15 protein-coding genes and 1 pseudogene are annotated in these 16,924 nt (G+C 57.5%); 8 read left to right on the top strand and 8 right to left on the bottom strand.

Annotated elements, in window-relative coordinates; translation table 11 throughout:
- The 3 genes and pseudogenes from CYR52_RS20675 to CYR52_RS20665 all read left to right on the top strand — a co-directional run.
- Positions 1-319, top strand: a pseudogene (locus CYR52_RS20675) (5,10-methylene tetrahydromethanopterin reductase); the annotation flags it as partial.
- A 206-nt stretch (positions 320-525) separates the two neighbouring features.
- Positions 526-1,986 carry an MFS transporter gene (locus CYR52_RS20670; RefSeq protein ID WP_072928320.1) on the top strand — a complete coding sequence of 487 codons (1,461 nt, stop codon included), beginning with the start codon at positions 526-528 and terminating at the stop codon, positions 1,984-1,986.
- Positions 1,983-3,200: an acyl-CoA dehydrogenase family protein gene (locus tag CYR52_RS20665; protein WP_101829340.1), complete on the top strand. Its 1,218-nt coding sequence runs from the start codon at positions 1,983-1,985 to the stop codon at positions 3,198-3,200. Before CYR52_RS20670 ends, CYR52_RS20665 begins: the two co-directional genes overlap by 4 nt.
- A 52-nt stretch (positions 3,201-3,252) precedes the next feature.
- Here CYR52_RS20665 and CYR52_RS20660 read toward each other — a convergent pair whose 3' ends face one another.
- Complete coding sequence (locus CYR52_RS20660) at positions 3,253-4,218, bottom strand: sulfonate ABC transporter substrate-binding protein (protein ID WP_101829339.1); 966 nt, start codon at positions 4,216-4,218, stop codon at positions 3,253-3,255.
- Between the two features lie 387 nt (positions 4,219-4,605).
- Between CYR52_RS20660 and CYR52_RS20655 the strand changes: the two genes are divergently transcribed.
- Complete coding sequence (locus tag CYR52_RS20655) at positions 4,606-5,796, top strand: sugar transporter (protein ID WP_072928087.1); 1,191 nt, start codon at positions 4,606-4,608, stop codon at positions 5,794-5,796.
- A gap of 83 nt (positions 5,797-5,879) precedes the next feature.
- On the opposite strand, the gene CYR52_RS20650 is transcribed toward CYR52_RS20655, so the two are convergent.
- The 5 genes from CYR52_RS20650 to CYR52_RS20630 form a co-directional block, all read right to left on the bottom strand.
- The gene (locus tag CYR52_RS20650) at positions 5,880-6,443 is read right to left on the bottom strand and encodes a fimbrial protein (RefSeq protein ID WP_072928085.1); all 564 of its coding nucleotides are present in this window, start codon (positions 6,441-6,443) and stop codon (positions 5,880-5,882) included.
- Between the two features lie 4 nt (positions 6,444-6,447).
- On the bottom strand, positions 6,448-7,506 hold the full coding sequence (locus CYR52_RS20645; protein ID WP_165699105.1) for a fimbrial protein: 1,059 nt from the start codon (positions 7,504-7,506) through the stop codon (positions 6,448-6,450).
- Positions 7,507-7,542: 36 nt separating this feature from the next.
- Positions 7,543-10,125 (bottom strand): outer membrane usher protein LpfC, encoded by a 2,583-nt coding sequence (lpfC, locus tag CYR52_RS20640; RefSeq protein ID WP_101829342.1) that lies wholly within the window; start codon positions 10,123-10,125, stop codon positions 7,543-7,545.
- Between the two features lie 47 nt (positions 10,126-10,172).
- The gene (locus CYR52_RS20635; RefSeq protein ID WP_101829337.1) at positions 10,173-10,874 is read right to left on the bottom strand and encodes a fimbria/pilus periplasmic chaperone; all 702 of its coding nucleotides are present in this window, start codon (positions 10,872-10,874) and stop codon (positions 10,173-10,175) included.
- A 95-nt stretch (positions 10,875-10,969) separates the two neighbouring features.
- Entirely contained in the window at positions 10,970-11,488 is a 519-nt protein-coding gene (locus CYR52_RS20630) for a fimbrial protein (RefSeq protein WP_206605024.1), read from the bottom strand.
- 542 nt (positions 11,489-12,030) lie between these two features.
- Between CYR52_RS20630 and CYR52_RS20625 the strand changes: the two genes are divergently transcribed.
- The gene (locus tag CYR52_RS20625) at positions 12,031-12,468 is read left to right on the top strand and encodes a bleomycin resistance protein (RefSeq protein WP_072928078.1); all 438 of its coding nucleotides are present in this window, start codon (positions 12,031-12,033) and stop codon (positions 12,466-12,468) included.
- Between the two features lie 107 nt (positions 12,469-12,575).
- On the opposite strand, the gene CYR52_RS20620 is transcribed toward CYR52_RS20625, so the two are convergent.
- Complete coding sequence (locus tag CYR52_RS20620) at positions 12,576-12,791, bottom strand: YegP family protein (protein WP_072928076.1); 216 nt, start codon at positions 12,789-12,791, stop codon at positions 12,576-12,578.
- A gap of 472 nt (positions 12,792-13,263) precedes the next feature.
- On the opposite strand from CYR52_RS20620, the gene CYR52_RS20615 reads away from it, so the two are divergent.
- Complete coding sequence (locus CYR52_RS20615) at positions 13,264-13,734, top strand: hypothetical protein (RefSeq protein WP_101829335.1); 471 nt, start codon at positions 13,264-13,266, stop codon at positions 13,732-13,734.
- Between the two features lie 85 nt (positions 13,735-13,819).
- Here the strand turns inward: CYR52_RS20615 and CYR52_RS20610 are convergent, their stop codons facing one another.
- Complete coding sequence (locus CYR52_RS20610) at positions 13,820-15,034, bottom strand: MFS transporter (protein WP_079205198.1); 1,215 nt, start codon at positions 15,032-15,034, stop codon at positions 13,820-13,822.
- A 536-nt stretch (positions 15,035-15,570) separates the two neighbouring features.
- On the opposite strand from CYR52_RS20610, the gene CYR52_RS20605 reads away from it, so the two are divergent.
- Entirely contained in the window at positions 15,571-15,780 is a 210-nt protein-coding gene (locus tag CYR52_RS20605; protein ID WP_072928073.1) for a hypothetical protein, read from the top strand.
- A gap of 11 nt (positions 15,781-15,791) precedes the next feature.
- Positions 15,792-16,637, top strand: a complete 846-nt coding sequence (locus CYR52_RS20600) for a GNAT family N-acetyltransferase (protein WP_072928071.1) — start codon at positions 15,792-15,794, stop codon at positions 16,635-16,637.
- The last annotated feature ends 287 nt before the right edge of the window (positions 16,638-16,924 follow it).

Below are 16,924 nucleotides of genomic sequence, written 5' to 3'. Positions count from 1 at the left end.
GCTGGCGGACTGGGTCGGCATCGGCGGGTTTGGCCCGCTGCTGGTGGGCAGTGCGGAAACCGTGGCCGATGAGCTGCAAAGCTGGGTGGACGAAACCGACGTGGACGGCTTCAACCTGGCCTACGCCGTCACGCATGAGACGTTTACCGATGTGGTGGAACTGCTGATCCCGGAGCTGCAAAAACGCGGCGTGTATAAGCGTGACTATGCCCCCGGTACGATGCGCGAAAAACTTTTCGGCCAGGGGCCGCGGCTGGCCGCACCGCACCCGGCGGCAGGGTATCGCCGCAGCGTGCGTGACAGCGTCACGGCGGCATAACACCTGGGGGGCGTAAGCTTGCCCCCGGTGAGATAAACAGGTTTCCCCTACCGGGTCCGCGCAGGCTGACCCGGTATTTTTGCTGGCTGGAATCTGCGCTATCTTTTTGAATTATCAGTATTTAAAAGCAGTTTTTGTTGTTTGTGATGTCAGCCGGTAACTTTTATAACGGTCTCCTCACCTGCCTGAAAACAACAGAGGATGCCATGAGCACCATACCGATTGATGACAGCCTGGCGGTGCCGCCGCCACACTCTGCGCCGGTCAGCTCTGCCAGTGATGTGGCCCGGTTGATCAACACCCGCAGTGACAAAAACAGCTATGCCCGCATGATCGTGTTTCTGGCGCTGGGCGGGGTATTTCTCGACGCCTATGACCTCACCACACTCTCTTACGGCATTGATGATGTAGTGCGCGAATTCAATTTGACGCCGACCCTGACTGGGCTGGTCACCTCGTCGATTATGATCGGCACCATCGTCGGTAACCTGCTGGGTGGCTGGCTCACCGACAAATATGGCCGCTACTCGGTATTTATGGCCGATATGCTGTTCTTTGTGGTGTCGGCGGTGGCTGCCGGGCTGGCACCCAACGTCTGGGTGCTGATCGGCGCGCGTTTCCTGATGGGCATCGGCGTCGGCATCGACTTGCCGGTAGCGATGGCCTACCTGGCGGAGTTCTCCAAATTCAGCGGCAAGGCCAATAAAGCCTCGCGCCTCGCGGCCTGGTGCCCGATGTGGTACGCCGCCTCTTCCGTCTGTTTCTTCATCATTTTCGGCCTCTATTTCCTGCTGCCGGAACAGCATCTCGACTGGCTGTGGCGTGCTTCGCTGCTGTTCGGGGCGGTGCCGGCGCTGCTGATCATCGCGGTACGCAGCCGGTTTATGAACGAGTCGCCGCTGTGGGCCGCCAGTCAGGGCGACCTGAAAGAGGCGGTGCGCATCCTGCGTGACTCCTACGGCATCCATGCCCATGAGGCACAACCCGCTGCCCCACAGGTGAAAAAGGTGGCCGCGCCGAAAGTCAGTTTCCGCGTGCTGTTTGAGAAGCCTTACCGGGAACGCACCATTGTCGCTGGGGTGATGAACGTCTGTATCTCTTTTGAGTACACCGCCATCGCCTTCTTCCTGCCGTCGATTCTGGCGCAGTTCCTGGGTGCCGGGGTGTTTGAAACCATCTCCGCCTCGCTGGGGCTGAATGCGCTGTTTGCCTTTACCGGCGGGCTGCTCGGGATGCGGCTGGCGTGGAAATACCCGTCACGCCACGTGGCGATTGCCGGTTTCGCCCTGCAATTTATTGCGCTGGTGGCACTGGCGCTGATTGGCCACCCGCAGGCTGCGCTGGGCATCGGTTTTGCGGTGCTGATGCTGGGCCTCTGGCTGTTTGCTGAAGGGTTCGGCCCCGGCGCGCAGCTGATGATCTACCCGGCGCTCTCTTACCCGACCTCGATCCGCGCCACCGGCGTCGGCTTCAGCCGCTCGCTCTCCGGCATCGGCAGTGCGCTGGCGCTGTTTGTGCTGCCGATCCTGCAAGCTTCGCTCGGCACCAACATGTTCTGGGTGGTGTCGCTCAGCGCCATCATCCCAATTATTTTTCTGCTGGTGGTGCGTTTTGAGCCGACCCGCCATGACATTGACGATCACCAACCTGAAGGGGAATCTCTATGAGCACGCCATTACTCTCAACCGGTACAGATTACGCGGCGCTGGCGGCGCATTTCCGCCCGGTGTTTGCCCGCATTGCTGAGGGCGCGCGGGAGCGCGAACATCACCGCACACTGCCGGTAGCCCCGATCCAGTGGCTGAAAGAGGCGGGGTTCGGCACGGTGCGCATCCCGCAGGCGAAAGGCGGGTTTGGGGCATCACTGCCGCAACTGTCCAGTTTGCTGATTGAACTGGCGGAGGCGGACTCCAACCTGCCGCAAGCCCTGCGGGCGCATGTGGCGTTTGTGGAAGACCAGCTTAACCAGCCCGACTCCCCGGCGCGCGATCGCTGGTTCCGGCGTTTTATTGACGGCGAGATTGTCGGCAGCGGCTGGACGGAGATCGGCAATGTCAAACTCGGCGAGGTGAACACCAAAGTCACGCCGCAAGGTGAGGGCTGGCAACTGGACGGCGAGAAGTTTTACAGCACCGGCACGCTGTTTGCGGACTGGATCGATGTGTTCGCACAGCGCAGCGATACCGGCAGCGCGGTGATTGCGCTGGTCAGCACCCATCAGGCCGCGGTGGAGCGGCTGGATGACTGGGACGGCTTCGGCCAGAGGCTGACCGGCAGCGGCACCACCCGGTTTAAGGCGGCGCAGGTGGAGCAGGAGCATGTGTATGACTTTGCGGATCGGTTCCGCTACCAGACCGCGTTTTATCAGCACGTGTTGCTGGCGACGCTGGCCGGGATTGCGCGGGCAGTGCTGCGGGACGTGAAAGAAGAGGTACAGCAGCGCCGCCGGGTTTACAGCCACGGCAACGCCGGGCAGGTGCGCGAGGATGCGCAGGTGTTGCAGGTGGTCGGGCAGATCGCCTCCTGGGCGTTCGCCACCGAGGCCACGGTGTTGCAGGCCACGCACTCGCTGCAACAGGCGTATGAGGCGCATCTGTCAGGGGATGAGGCGCTGAAACAGGCGCTGAACATAGCGGCAGAAATTGACGCCGCCAAAGCGCAGGCGATCGCCACTGAACTGGTGCCGCGCGCCGCCACCGAGCTGTTCAACGCGCTGGGGGCGTCTGATACCCGGCTGAGCAAGGCACTGGATCGCCACTGGCGCAATGCGCGCACGGTGGCGTCACATAACCCGGTTATCTATAAACTCCGCAACGTGGGGAACTGGGAAGTGAACGGCAAGGAGCCGGTGTTTGTCTGGCAGATAGGCAACGGCGGCTAAGCAGAACGGGCGGCCGGGTGGCCGCCCGCGATCTTGTTTTTTCGACGTGGTCTTACTTCTTCAGCGCGGCGTCCTGTGACCAGGTAGCGCTGCGTACATCCACCTTGACCGGCAGCAGGCCAATCTGGGTGAATTTATCCGCCAGCGCCTGTTGCTGGGTGAACACCTCCGCCGTCATGCGTTCGGCACCGAACGGCATCCGCGCCAGCGCCCGTGACCAGATGGCCTGTTCCAGCCCGGTGGATTGCGACAGGATTTTTGCCGCGTCATCCGGGTGGCTGTTTGCCCACGTGCTCAGGGTCGCCAGTTCATCCACCACCTGTTTGGCGGTGTCTGGGTAGTGGTCAGCAAATTTGCGGCTGGCCAGGTAGAAGGTGTAGTGCGGTACCAGCCCTTCGGCATCCTTGATCAGGCGGGCGTTGGCATGGGCTTCCACTTCCGCGTAGAACGGGTCCCAGATCACCCAGGCATCCACCGAGCCACGCTGGAACGCGGCGCGGGCATCGCTGGGCGGCAGGTAGACCGGCGTGATCTCTTTGTAGCTCAGACCGGCATTTTCCAGTGCGCTGACCAGCAGGTAGTTCACATCCGAGCCTTTGTTGAGCGCCACGCGCTTGCCTTTCAGATCGGCCACCGATTTAATCGGCGAGTTTTCCGGCACCACAATCGCCTCGGTTTTCGGGTTCGCCGGGGAGTGGCCGAGGTAAACCAGATCGGCCTGCGCCGCCTGGGCAAAGGTCGGCGGTGCATCGCCGGTGGCCGCCAGGTCGATACTGCCGACGTTCAGCCCCTCCAGCATCTGCGGCCCGGCAGGGAATTCTACCCAGCGCACCTTAATCCCCTGTTTTTTGAAATCCTCATCCAGCGTGCCGCGGTATTTCAGCAGCGCGAAGATATTGGCTTTCTGGTAGCCGATATTCACGGTCTCGGGTTTCTCTGCGGCCACGGCAGAAGAGGCGACCAGCGCCAGCCCAATGGCCGCCGCGCTGAACAGAAGAGGGAATCCTTTTTTACGCATGTTTTCGTCTCATCTCAGGGATCAGGGTGACCGTGCCAATGCCATTGCGCCGCACGGAATGCCCCCATCCTGACGAGCTGACACTGAATTGAAAACGGCTTTATCGGAATAATATATGCCTAATGATTAAATGCTTTTTGTGGATTTGGTTAGCTGGGAAATGGATAAATCATGGCGAAACGGCAGGAGCAGGGCGCATCAGATCATACTGTGCCGGACGGCACACTTTTTCAGCGATTTTGCGGCATTCTCTTTTTTAAGATCAATGCGCTATCACAGGTTGCCGCGATACATTCTTGTGTCTAGACTTCAATAAAATCATTATAATTTTGCGATGAAAGTCTCAAAATATTTGTTCACTTCAGCGTAGGACGCGTAAATTGCATCATGACTGACACCATTTCGGAACTCCCCCAGACTTCACGCCGCGTTCAGTGGTCCCGCGTGCTTCTGCTCAGCATCAGCGCCTTTATTTTTAACACCACGGAATTTGTGCCGGTGGGCTTGTTGACCGACATCGCACAAACCTACCAGATCGATACCGCGCAGGCGGGCTGGATGCTGACCATCTATGCCTGGGTGGTGGCGCTGATGTCGCTGCCGCTGATGCTGGTCACCAGCAAGGTAGAGCGCAAGACCCTGCTGCTCTGGACGTTCGTGGTGTTCATCCTCAGCCATGCGCTGTCGGTGCTGGCGTGGAATTTCTGGATACTGGTGGCCGGGCGCATCGGCATTGCGCTGGCGCACGCGATTTTCTGGTCGATAAGCGCATCGATCGCCATCCGTGTCGCCCCGCCGAGCAAGAAAACCCAGGCGCTGAGTATGCTGGCAACCGGTACGGCACTGGCGATGGTGCTCGGCCTGCCGCTGGGGCGGATTATCGGCCAGTTGCTTGGCTGGCGGATGACCTTCGTCGCGATTGGCGTGTCTGCCGTCGTGACGCTGGTGATGCTCTACAAACTGCTGCCGCCGCTGGCGAGTGAGCACCATGCCTCGCTGAAAAGCGTGCCGACCCTGTTGCGCCGGCCGATGCTGCTCAGCCTGTACCTCTTCACCGCGCTGGTGTTCACCGCGCACTACACCGCATACAGCTATATTGAGCCGTATATCAAAGAGATCGGCCAGATGGGCGATGGCTTTACCACCTTGCTGCTGCTGGTGTTCGGTGGGGCGGGCATTCTCGGCAGCCTGCTGTTCGGCTTTATGGGCGAGCGGTTCACCACCGCGCTGCTGATGCTGTCGGTTGCGCTGATCACCGTCTCGATGTTCCTGCTGAATTTTGTGGCGACCAGTGCGCTGGAGATGCTGATCCTCAGCGTGTTCTGGGGCATGGCGATCATGATGGTAAACCTGTCATTCCAGGTGAAAGTGCTGGCGACGGACGCCAATTCGCCGGACATCATCATGTCAATTTATTCATCCATCGTGAACCTGGGGATTGGCCTCGGCGCGCTGCTCGGCAACCAGATCATCCTGTTCTCCTCGCTGGGCGACATCGGCGAAACCGGCGCGGCGATTGGGCTGCTGACCTTTATCCTGCTGGCGCTCTATCTGCGCAAACAGGCTACGCGTCGCTGACCGCACCTGTTTTAACGTGATATAAAAAAATCCCGCTGCGTTCAGCGGGATTTTTTATGGGGCAGGCAGCCACCTCAGCGGCCTCATTCATAGGTAATCGAGAAATTCACCAGTGCATCGGCGTGGCCTGCCTGCGGATTATTTTGGGTGACGACATACTGTGCCACGTAATCCAGCCGGTTGTTCTGGTCTTTGACGAGGTTCCACTGCATCCCTGCTTCTGCGGCAGAGAGTGGCTGAGGGCGCTGCTGTTGCCCGGCGGCGGTGCTGAGTTTCAACGCGACACCGCGTGCGCCGCCGCTGAGTTTAAACAGGGTATCGTCGTCACCGTCGGCTTCGCCATCCATTTTGACGTACGCGCGTGCCACGTCACCGCACTCTTCCAGCTCCAGCGCGAACGGTTTTTCACCCAGCACGGTGCCGGGCGTATCGTTGCCCTGGCTGTCGCCCCGGCTACGGTGCAGGTAGAGCGTGCCGAGATCCACCTCCAGCATACTGTCCGCCAGGATGCAGGTGCCCTGGATAATGCGGATGCTGAAATGCAGCTCGCCGGGTTTACCGATATGGGCCATCTCCGCCTGTGAGGCCGGCGAGAGCAGCGGGGCGACGGCACAGGCCGCCAGCAGGGCGCGTGTTATCTGTTTCATCCCGTTACTCCACATCCAGGCTGAGGGTGGCAATGCCTTCGAATTCACCGCTCTGCGGAATTTTGCCGGTGGTGCTGATGGGGTAAGCTCTTAACGTCACGCTGGAATAACGGTTAATACCGTCAGTGGATGTTGTCGTCAATTCCACATTATCGTTAGTACCAGGGCGGATAGGCATATTACTCTCTTTCCGCAGGATGACGGCCCCAATATCAGGGTTACCCATATCAATCGCCATCGGATTATTGGGGTTAGGCGTCGCTTCAAGTTTTAAATAAATTGTGGAATGCTCAGAAATATTATTGCATTTGAAGTCCAGTTTCTTTTCAATGGCACGGGCATTCACCGGAACATTACCGGTTCTGTTTTTGAAATCCCTGGCGTTATAGTCACCAAAATCAATTTGGGTGCTGTAACCAGCCGGGATTTCACACCCCATCGGAATCTCAATCCGCCCCTCAATTTGCATGATGGTGACCGGAAGATCGTCTTTATAAACGCCGGGTTGTTTTGTCGCCCAGACTGAGACGAGGGTAGTTAACGGGATGACTTTTTCGCCGACAAAAGGCTTTTTAATATAAATATCGAGATGTCCTCTATAACCCGACCCCCAGTCTGCATTGGTCTCAGGGCAGCCGGAACGGTTATCCGATGAATTAGGGATGTCCTGAAAAGGCGCTCTAAACTGGCCGCGGTTACCTACACTAATATAAGCTGCAAATTCGAGGTTTTCATTGATTTGATAAAACCCTTCTTCATGCCCAATAGGCAAGCTGTAATTAGGCTCTGCTTTAAAATAAGTATATCTGTGCTGGGACGTATCGGTAGGGCAATCACATAACAATTTGTACGTGGCCGAGTGATTCCAGCTAAAGGCCGAAGGGTATAACGCGCCTGCGTAGTTTTTTTCCGGGTCAAGGGGCTTATCTATCGTGGCAGAGAACAGGTTTGGCCCATTCTTCGGCCAGCATGCCCCCCAACCATCCTCTGCCCTTGCCGAACCATTCAGCAGCAGCAACTCGGTAACCAGCGCCGCCAGCGTACCGCCTGTTTTCCACTTCATTGTTTTCACCTTTTGCATAGTTATCGGCTTGCAGCGTTATCGGCATTGCGCCGTCAGGGTGACCACGGCAACAGGTTCCGCGCCTAAAGGCGGCACCTGATAGGGTGCACTGCATTGCTGCCCGGCCTCTTTGCCCCAGCTCACCGTCAGGGTGCCTTTTTCCGGCAGGCCGCTCATATAGAGCTGGCCCGCTTCCCCGACGATGCCGCTTTGTGGGGTTTTCACGTTTTCTTTCTGTACCAGCGTGGCGGCCGCGCCAAACGGCACCGCACTGCCATCCGCCCGGCTCAGGCTGACCATCGCCCGGTAGCCCACCTGCGTGGTGAACTGCGCCCGCACCACTGCGCCGCGGGTCGGCACTACGTACTGGATCGGCTCGCTGAGATCGACGTTGTCGCCCAGCGTATCGGTACGCAGCGACACCTCGGTTTCCCGGTACGGGGTGGCGTACGGAATGATGGCATTGCCGAAGTGGTCCAGCGCCACGCCGCTGTTATTACTGACGCTGGTGCCCGCGGCACCCGGCGCGTTCACCAGAATCATGGATTCACTCAACGGTTGTGACAGCGTCACGCCCTGGCTGTGGACGATCACGCCGCCGCGCAGGCCGTAATTCACCTGGTTGCTGTCACGCGAATAGTTGTAGCCGAGATCGATGTTGCCTTTGCTGCCCTGGTAGCCGAGCGAAGCATTGCCGCTGTTGCCGACGCCGTCTGAGCCGTAGCCCTCCTGCACGCTCCAGTTCAGGTTACGTTGTTCCAGCGCGGTGCCGCTCAGCCCGACCTGATGGTTGGTGCGGCCGTGCAGATCGCTGGTCATACGGTAGGAGCTCCAGGCCTGCCCGAGCGGCACCGAAACGTTAAAGGAGAAGAGATGGTCGGCGTCGTCATAGTCCGGCGAGCGCGTATAGCTGTAGGCCATGCCCCAGCTCACTGCGCCAATGCGGCCGTTATAGCCGCCGCTGACCGAGCGCTGCGTATCATCATCGCCCCAGTAATCCTGTAAGTTCATGCTGAAATAGACCGAGCCGTAGCGCCCCATCTGCTGGGTGATATTGCCCTGTAACTGGCTGCGCTGGTGGTAGCGGGCATAGTCGCTGTCAGCGTGGTTGCGCACGTCGGTGGCTTCCTGGAAGCTGTAATAGCCCTGCGTGGAGTAGCGGTAGCCCAGCAGGCGGAAATCAGTGCCGCTGTCGGCAAAACTTTTGGCATACAGGAACCGGTAAGACTGGCCCTGTTCGTCGCGGCCGTCACCCAGATCGCTTTTTGCCTGGGTGACGTCGAGCGAGATGGCCCCGATGTCACCCAGGTTAATGCCCGCGCCCAGCGCGAGGGCGTTATAGTCTTCAGAAAACAGGGTGCCGCCATAGGCGGTAATGCCGTGCGGCAGGCCATAGATCGCATGGCCCTGGACGAACTGCGGGTTACCGGACTCATAGTTCCCGCCCTGGTATTCACCGCCGCTGACGCTGTATTTCAACTGCCCTTCGCGTAGCAGGATGGAGACGGCCGCAAACGGCTGGATAAAGCGCTGCTCACGGCCGTCGCTCTCTTTGACGGTCACCGTCAGGTCGCCGCTGCTGGAGGTCGGGTAGAGATCGGTAATCTCAAACGCGCCCGGCTGGACAAAGGTGCGGTAAATCACATAGCCATTCTGCTCGATGACCACTTCCGCATTGGTGCGGGCAATGCCGCGCACCACCGGCGCAAAGCCGCGCTGGCTGTCCGGCAGCATTTCATCATCCGAGGTGAGCTGCACCCCGCGGAATTGCACGCTGTCAAACACATCGGCGGCGGTGTAGGTGTCACCCAACGTCAGGTCGGCTTTCAGCGGCACAATATTGCGCGTGAGGTAGGTGCCGAGGTTATCGGTGCTGGTCTGCCCGTCGTAACGGCTCCAGGTGGAATTATTGCGCAAGCGCCACGCGCCGAGGTTAACGCCGCTGCGCAGGTTGAAATAGTAGCCGTTGCTGTAACTGCGCCCGCCGCTGCTGTCATCATGCTCACGGCCCCACTCATCGGTGTAGTGGTTCTCCTGGTAGTCGGTGTCGGTGCGCCCGTTACTGCCGGAGAAGCTGTAGTCCAGCAGCAGCGCCGGGATGCCCTCATCCCAGCGGCTTTCCGGCACCGTGCCGCGGGCGGTCTGCACCATCGCCGCCTGGGGGAAGCTGAGGATTAAAGTCTGAGTGTTGAAATCAAAATGGCTGGCGGCGTTGGGGATAAGCTCCGTAAACGGCGCACACGCCTCTGCCGGGTACGCCTCCAGCGCCGGGAAACTCCCGACCCGCACGCCCATTTCCGCCAGTTGCACACGGCTCAGGCAGGGCATCAGGGATTCACCGGCGGCCTGTTGGGCGGCCGTCGCGGCGCTGAATGCCAGCTCGCGTACCTCATGCTTACGCTCATTAACGATAATCTCTACCCGGTAATTGCCCGGCAGTTGCTTCCCGGTGGCACCTTCGTAAATCGACAAATCGGCCAGTGCGCTGCCGGTACCGACATCTTCCAGAAAGCGAGGGTTAAACTGCGCGGCCTGCGTGTGACAGGCAGCGGCGACCAGTACCGCCAGGGCCGAACGTATAAAAAGTTGACAGAGGGCCGGGTGTGGGCGTTTGTGCATCCGCTGCATGGTGAAGGTCACTCAGGTAAGAAAGAAAAGGAAGACATTCAGGATTTAACCGGCTGATTCAAGGAGTCACTTGAGGCCCCGAAATCATTGATCACCGAATAAGTCACGTTGGCGACGCTCTGCATACCGGCAGGCAGCGGCTGGCTTACCTGGCTTTTGGCCGGCACCATCGGCACGTGGCCGGCATCCCGGCCATCAAACGCGAGATGATCAAACGACATGGTGTAAGGCGTGGGGTTATGGATCACCACCTGGTCGCCCTGGCGGGTGAACGTCAACTGGCGGTAGGCCTCATTGGCATTGCCCGTCAGCCCGGCCGGCCGGTAGAACAGCTTCAGCCGGGTACGCACGGCAATTTGCAGCACGTTTTTGCTCTGGCCGGCTTCCGGGGTAGACGGAATGGCCTTCACATTCACCCAGTAAACGGATTCCCGATCCTGCGGCAACGGCGTACCGAGATGCACAATACGCAGCACATTGTCTTTAGCCGGGTCGAGGCGGAACAGCGGCGGCGTAATCACAAAGGGGGTTTTTTTATTGCCGCCCGCGTCTTCAACCCAGGTCTGGATCAGGAACGCTTCTTTCGGGTTGCGGTTACTGACGGTAAGCGCGGCTTCCTTTTTATCGGCCTGATAAATCACGCGCGTGGCACTCATGGCGATGCCCCCGGCGGCGTAAGCAGTTTGCGCAAGGGGGAGAAGGCATAAAAAAGAGCAGAGGAGTTTTTTGGTCAATTTCATGGTTGCGCCCGGCATAAAAAGAAACGGGCGGTATGAAAAGAAGATGCCGCCCGCAAAATACAGCGATTCACCTGATAGAGGTGCGCCTTGCGTAATTAGTTGTAGGTCACATCGAAATCAACCTGGCTGTTGCCGTAACCCGGCGTTGCGCTGCCTTTACTGACATAAGCCGCGGAGTAATAGAGCACGTGCTGGCCCTCTCTCAGTATTTCTTCTGCGGTGGCGGTGCCGACTTTAATATCCGCGCCCGCTTTGTCGAAAAGACCAATGGTCACATTCGTGGCCGCCCCGGCTTCATTATTCACCAGCAAGCGGCCATCTGCGTCGGCAAGGCCGTTGAATTGCACCTTCACCTTGGTTTTGCTGGTGATATCGCACTCTTCTAATTTAATCTGGAAGGGTTTTGCCGGGGATTTATCCCCCGCTGTGGCTAATGTCGTGGATTTCACCTGGCCCAGATTGATTTCCTGGTTTTGGGAATCCGCGGACACCACGCAAGGCGCATCAACAATCTCGCCTTTAAAACGAATGGTGCCGTCTCCGATATCTGCAGCAAAAGCGGAGTGGCTTACCACCAGGGCGGTAACGGCAGAAACAAAAAATCCTTTCTTCATTTTTAAAAATCCCATGAGTAATCAATATAAAGAAAACACGCTCACCCGTTTTGGGAAAGCGGGGTGGAGAAGTCACAGGCATCTTAAATAAGAGAGGCGACATATCAATTTACAGATTTTTAATGTTTATATTATTTTCACTTAATTGTTTTTAATGTATTGATTTTACTGTCTCTTGGTGCTTTTATTTGCCTGATGGATCAATCAAAGTTGAATGATCGAAAAAATATATGAGACGTAAGTGCGCGCAGTAAGTGCAAATCATTAACTGAAAAAATACATAATCTTAAATTGATCAATAATCTATATGTTTTAAGGGTGTTTTTTAACCCATAAAAACAGGGTGCGCCGGCTGTAAAAATAAGCCTCCTATTTATTTGCTTATCCATTAATTCAATGCTTAATAGAAATGGTTATTTATGTGCCGTTTCATCCTTCTTTACGGGCGTTTATTCCGCTTGGGCATTTACCGCCGGGTAAGAATGCGTTTATATTGGCAGCGCAAAGTGATAAGCAAATAAACCTTTCACAAGGAGAACAGTGTGGCCACAGACAATGAAACGTACTGGAACAAAATGGTGCCGGAGCTCACGGTCATGGATTTCGCCCAGTCGCTGGATTTTTACCAACGTATTCTGGGATTCCATGTCCGGGTACGGCGGGACGATCCTGATTTTGCTTATGTGTGCCTGGGCGAGGCACAATTGATGCTGGAAGCCTTCCACACGCAGGGCTGGAATGTGGCCACGCTGGCACGGCCGCTGGGGCGGGGTATCAACCTGCAAATTGAAGTCGATTCCCTGACGCCGCTGCTGACCAACCTCGCCGCCAATGGCGTTACGCTCTACCGGGACGTACAGGAGAGCCGTTATCTGATTGGCGAAACAGAGGCGTGCCAGCGTGAATTTTTAGTGCAGGACCCGGACGGATATCTGCTGAGGTTCTGCGAATTTATGGGGGAAGAACCCCCGTCAGTCTAAAAATGAGGGTTAAGTTGCCCCTCTCGTTTGCCGGCGTTGCGGCACTGAAAGCCGCGTAGGGTTATCAGGAATACTGTATCGGCGATGCAGTATTCTGTTCAGCAAAATTACATGGTCAGCCTCATATAGTGATTGTCCCCTACACACACGGCCAGCCCCGCATCAAGCGTCATCTGTTTAATGTCCTCCCTACAGGTGTTGAGATCATCATATCCGGCAGGGTTAACTGCAATAACCCGCCCGCCCCGCGACATCAGCCGCCAATTCCATGTCTGCCGCGTATCCTGGTAAATATAGAAATAAGATAAAGATTGCTGTTTCATGATATTCCTTCAGTCTGGTCATTCACATACCCGCTCCCCTCACCGGTCATGCCACACTTGCAATGTTGTGAAATAACGGGAAGCGAAGCGGTGAACATAGGATGGCGTCATTTTCTTTGATTGAAAAGCACGGCTAATATGTTTTGAGAAAAAATGAGACTGTTTATCTTTTTGCGGTGGATATCATTAATAACAAAGATCCCCTCATTTTTCTAAAAATAAACATAAAAAAACATTGTGGCTGTTAAATTATGGCCGCGCGCTTTTGCAGTAAAAAGGGCGTCGTTATACTTATTTCAAGGGATAACTACGGAATACACACCTGGCGTCAGGAAAGGCGTGATGATTAATACAGCACGTTTATCAATGTGCTGCATTTATACCAGGGAAAACAGATATCGCGGCCGGGTAAAAAAGTTTACTGAAAGTTACCCGTTCACTCGCTGCCTCTTACCATGAGAAGGAGAGTATAATGTCTGCTCAAAACAAGTTTTTTAAAAAACTCGACCATAACATCAGCAAAAAAGCGGCTGCTGACAATTTGCAGGAGGATATTGAGGCGTTCAGGAAAGAGACGAAACACCTGCTGGTAACGGTCGAAAAATGGTTTGCAGATACACCGATTCACTGCAAAAAATGGGAAAACAGCCTCACAGAACATATCGCCCCTGAAGTGATTTACCACATTCCGGGCATGACATTAATTAATGAAGAAAAACACCTGCATATTACGCCATTGGGCATGTATTGCCTGGGTGGGGTAAAAGGGCGGTTGCTTGTGTCATTACATATGAACGGGGAAGAGAAAAAACTGTTTGAATGCCGCCTGAATGACAGCCGGGCCGACTTCGATGATTGGGCATTAATCGATTGTGCCAATAAAAAGAAAATCTTGCCCTTCAGGGAAGATACGTTTTTTGATTATATTTTTGAATTCGCCTGAGCACTGGCGGCACCGCCCCGCGCATGGCTTTATGCAGCATCAGCCCGCTTCCGGCGGGCTGATGCGTATTCAGTGGGACGCGGCATTACGCTTCCGGCGTGATGACCACAGGCCGGGGGCGGGAGACGCGCTCATTCAGCAGCGAAACCAGGAAAATCACCAGCCCCAGCAGCGGCAGGATGGCGCCATACGTCGCGGTATAGGTGACCGGGTAGCCATTTTCCACCACATAGGCCCCCACGCTGGCCCCCAGGGCATTGGCGATGTTAAACGCCGAATGGTTCAGCGTGGCGGCCAGCGTCTGCGCTTTGCCTGCCACCTGCATCAGCCGTACCTGCAATGGGGCGCAGAGCGCGAGGTTAGTGCCGATCAGGAAACTGCCGAGGATCGCGCCAAACAGCGTCGGCGCCAGCAGCGGGAACAGCAGCAGCACCGCGATGCTCCAGAGCAGGATGCAGAACATCGACAGCATCACCTTTTTGTCCGCTGCCCAGCCCCCGGCCAGATTGCCCGCCACCATGCCCAGCCCAAAGGCGAACAGAATCACCGGCAGCCAGCTATGGGAGAGGTGCACTGCATAAGTGACGACCGGCGAGATGTAGCTGATGACCGAGAACATGCCGCCGAAACCGATCGCCGCAATCCCCAGCGTCAGCCAGATGCGCCGGTTCATCAGCGCTTTAATCTCTTTTAATGGTGAACCGGCAGGCTCTTGCGCGGTTTTCGGGAAAATTGCCGCGATCAGTGCCACATCCACCAGCGCGATCAGCGCCACGGTGCCGAACGCCCAGCGCCAGTTGATGTATTCCCCCAGCATGGCCGCCAGCGGGTTACCTAGCAGTGACGCCAGCGTCAGCCCGAGCAGCACGTTCCCCACGGCTTTGCCGCGGCGGTCAGGCGACACCAGCGACGCCGCCGCCAGCGCTGCCACGCCCAGAAATGCCCCGTGCGGCAGGCCGCTGACGAAGCGGGCCAGCACCAGCGCGTGGTAATCGGTCGCCAGCACACTGGCCACATTCCCGGCCAGGAACAGCGCCATAAACAGCATCAACTGGTGTTTGCGTTGCAGTTGGGTAGTCAGCAGTGAAAAGAGCGGCGCACCAATCACGACACCGATGGCATACGCGCTGATGAAATGGCTGCCTTGCGCCAGCGTCACGGACATCGACCGGCAGACTTCAGCCAGCAGGCCCATGATAGAGAACTCGCTCATGCCGATGGCAAAGCTGCCGAGCGCCAGGGCAAAGATCGCCAGGGCGAGGGAAGGCGCAGGCGCCGGGGTATAACGATTATTTTCCATGGTGAAATACGGCTTAGGTTGTGGTTCAAAAAAAAGAAAAACGACGGCGACAGGGCAATGCCCGGCGCTGAAGAGAGAAGGAAAAACCCGGAAGTGATTATCACGCCTGCGGTAATGCCGCCCGGCGCGGGCAGGCTATCCCTGCGTTTGACTCCCCATCCCTTGCGGGCCGGGCAGTGTAGTCGCCCCATCCGGCCACGGCAAGTAGTGATTTGCGTCACACTTTTTACAGCAGCGCGTTATTCCCGGCAGGCATAACCTTATGCCGGTACGGGTGCACTGCAGCTGGAAATTGCCCGGTGACAGTGCACAAAACCTGGATTTGCGCCCTGGCACGCCCGCTGCGCATTCCTCCTGCTATTATGCCAACGGATTCGGCAGGAAATTTCTTCCCGCCGCTGCTTACGCGTTAAAATTTTCCCCCAGGTTGGCATGTAACCTGCACCCTCTTTCCCTTCTGCGCTAACCGCGTTATTTATTAATGCGTTAAAAAAGGCGTTCGTCTGCCTTTTCAGGTCACCAGAAGGGACGCTGCTATGCTGAGTATGAACCCTGACGACGTGGTGCCGTGCCGTCACTGCCGGGGCTGGGCTGTCGGCCGGGTAAAGCGGCCCCGGCCTGGGCATCAGGCCGGGCGGCTGGCTGCCGATCTGGTGATGAATGATGATCCGGTGGTTGACCCCACCTCATGCCGCTACGCGCGGCGGGTTAACGGCCCGGGGCTTGATGCGCCCGGCATGATGTAAGGAGAAACAGGATGCAGATTCGGATAATGCGTGAGGGCGATCTGCCCACGGCGTTGACGCTGTCACAGCAGGTGAAATGGCCGCACCGCCTGGAGGACTGGCAGCAGGCGCTGAGCCTGGGGGCAGGGATTGTGGTGGAAGAGAAAGGGCAGGTGGTCGGCACGGCCCTCGGCTGGCGCTGGGGTGAACACTACGCCACCCTCGGGCTGGTGATCGTTGACCCGGCCTGCCAGGGGCGCGGCATCGGCAAACAGTTGTTGCTGGCGGTGCTGGAAAACATGCCGGGTTACACCGTGCGGCTGCACGCCACCGACGCAGGCAGGCCGCTGTATGAAAAACTCGGTTTTCAGGTGACCGGTATTATCCAGCAGCACCAGTGCGCGGCGCTGGGCCGGATCACCCCAACCCTGCCGACGGCGCACCAGTTCCTCAGCGCGGCACGGCCGCAGGATGCCGCGGTGCTGACCGCGCTTGACCAGCGGGCGCACGGGCAATCGCGTCCGGCCTTGATCGCGATGTTACTGGCCGAGGCTGAGCGGGTAGTGATAGTGAAAGACCAGTATGGCCTGCCGCAGGGCTTCGCCGCGCTGCGCCGCTTTGGCCGTGGCCTGGCTATCGGCCCGGTGATCGCCCATGACCCTCAGCAGGCCAGGGTGCTGGTCAGCGAGCTGTTGCAACCGCTGGCCGGGGAGTTTGTGCGCATCGACAGCGATCCATTACTGGGGCTGGGTGCGTGGCTGGAAACCCAGGGGCTGCCGGTGGTGGATGTGCCGACCGTGATGATCAGGGGAACGCCCTGGATACCGGCTGCCGGTGCCCCGCAGGCATTCGGGCTGATGTCTCAGGCGCTGGGCTGATGAATAGGGTCTATCACTCCGGCCCGGAACGCGTCCGCCGCCTGGCTGCGCTGTTCGCATGCCCTACCGAAACCCGTGCCACGGCGTGACGGAGGCGGAGGGCCTGAAACGCTCATCGCCCGCCATCCACCTCGTGCGTTATAATCCTGGGATTCTGGGATTCTAGAATCCCAGGATTCTGTAATCCTGATATCTCTGCTGCTTTTTGCTTATCTTTCAATCACACACCGATTCCGCGTGTATCCGGCGCCCGGCCAAATGGCTTGTAAAAGCGAATGATATTGATT

Origin of the sequence: Chimaeribacter arupi, from assembly GCF_002858805.1 — a bacterium.
Lineage (GTDB): Bacteria > Pseudomonadota > Gammaproteobacteria > Enterobacterales > Enterobacteriaceae > Chimaeribacter > Chimaeribacter arupi.
The sequence above is the reverse complement of the archived record's forward strand: the minus strand, read 5'-3'. Positions and strand labels throughout refer to the sequence as shown.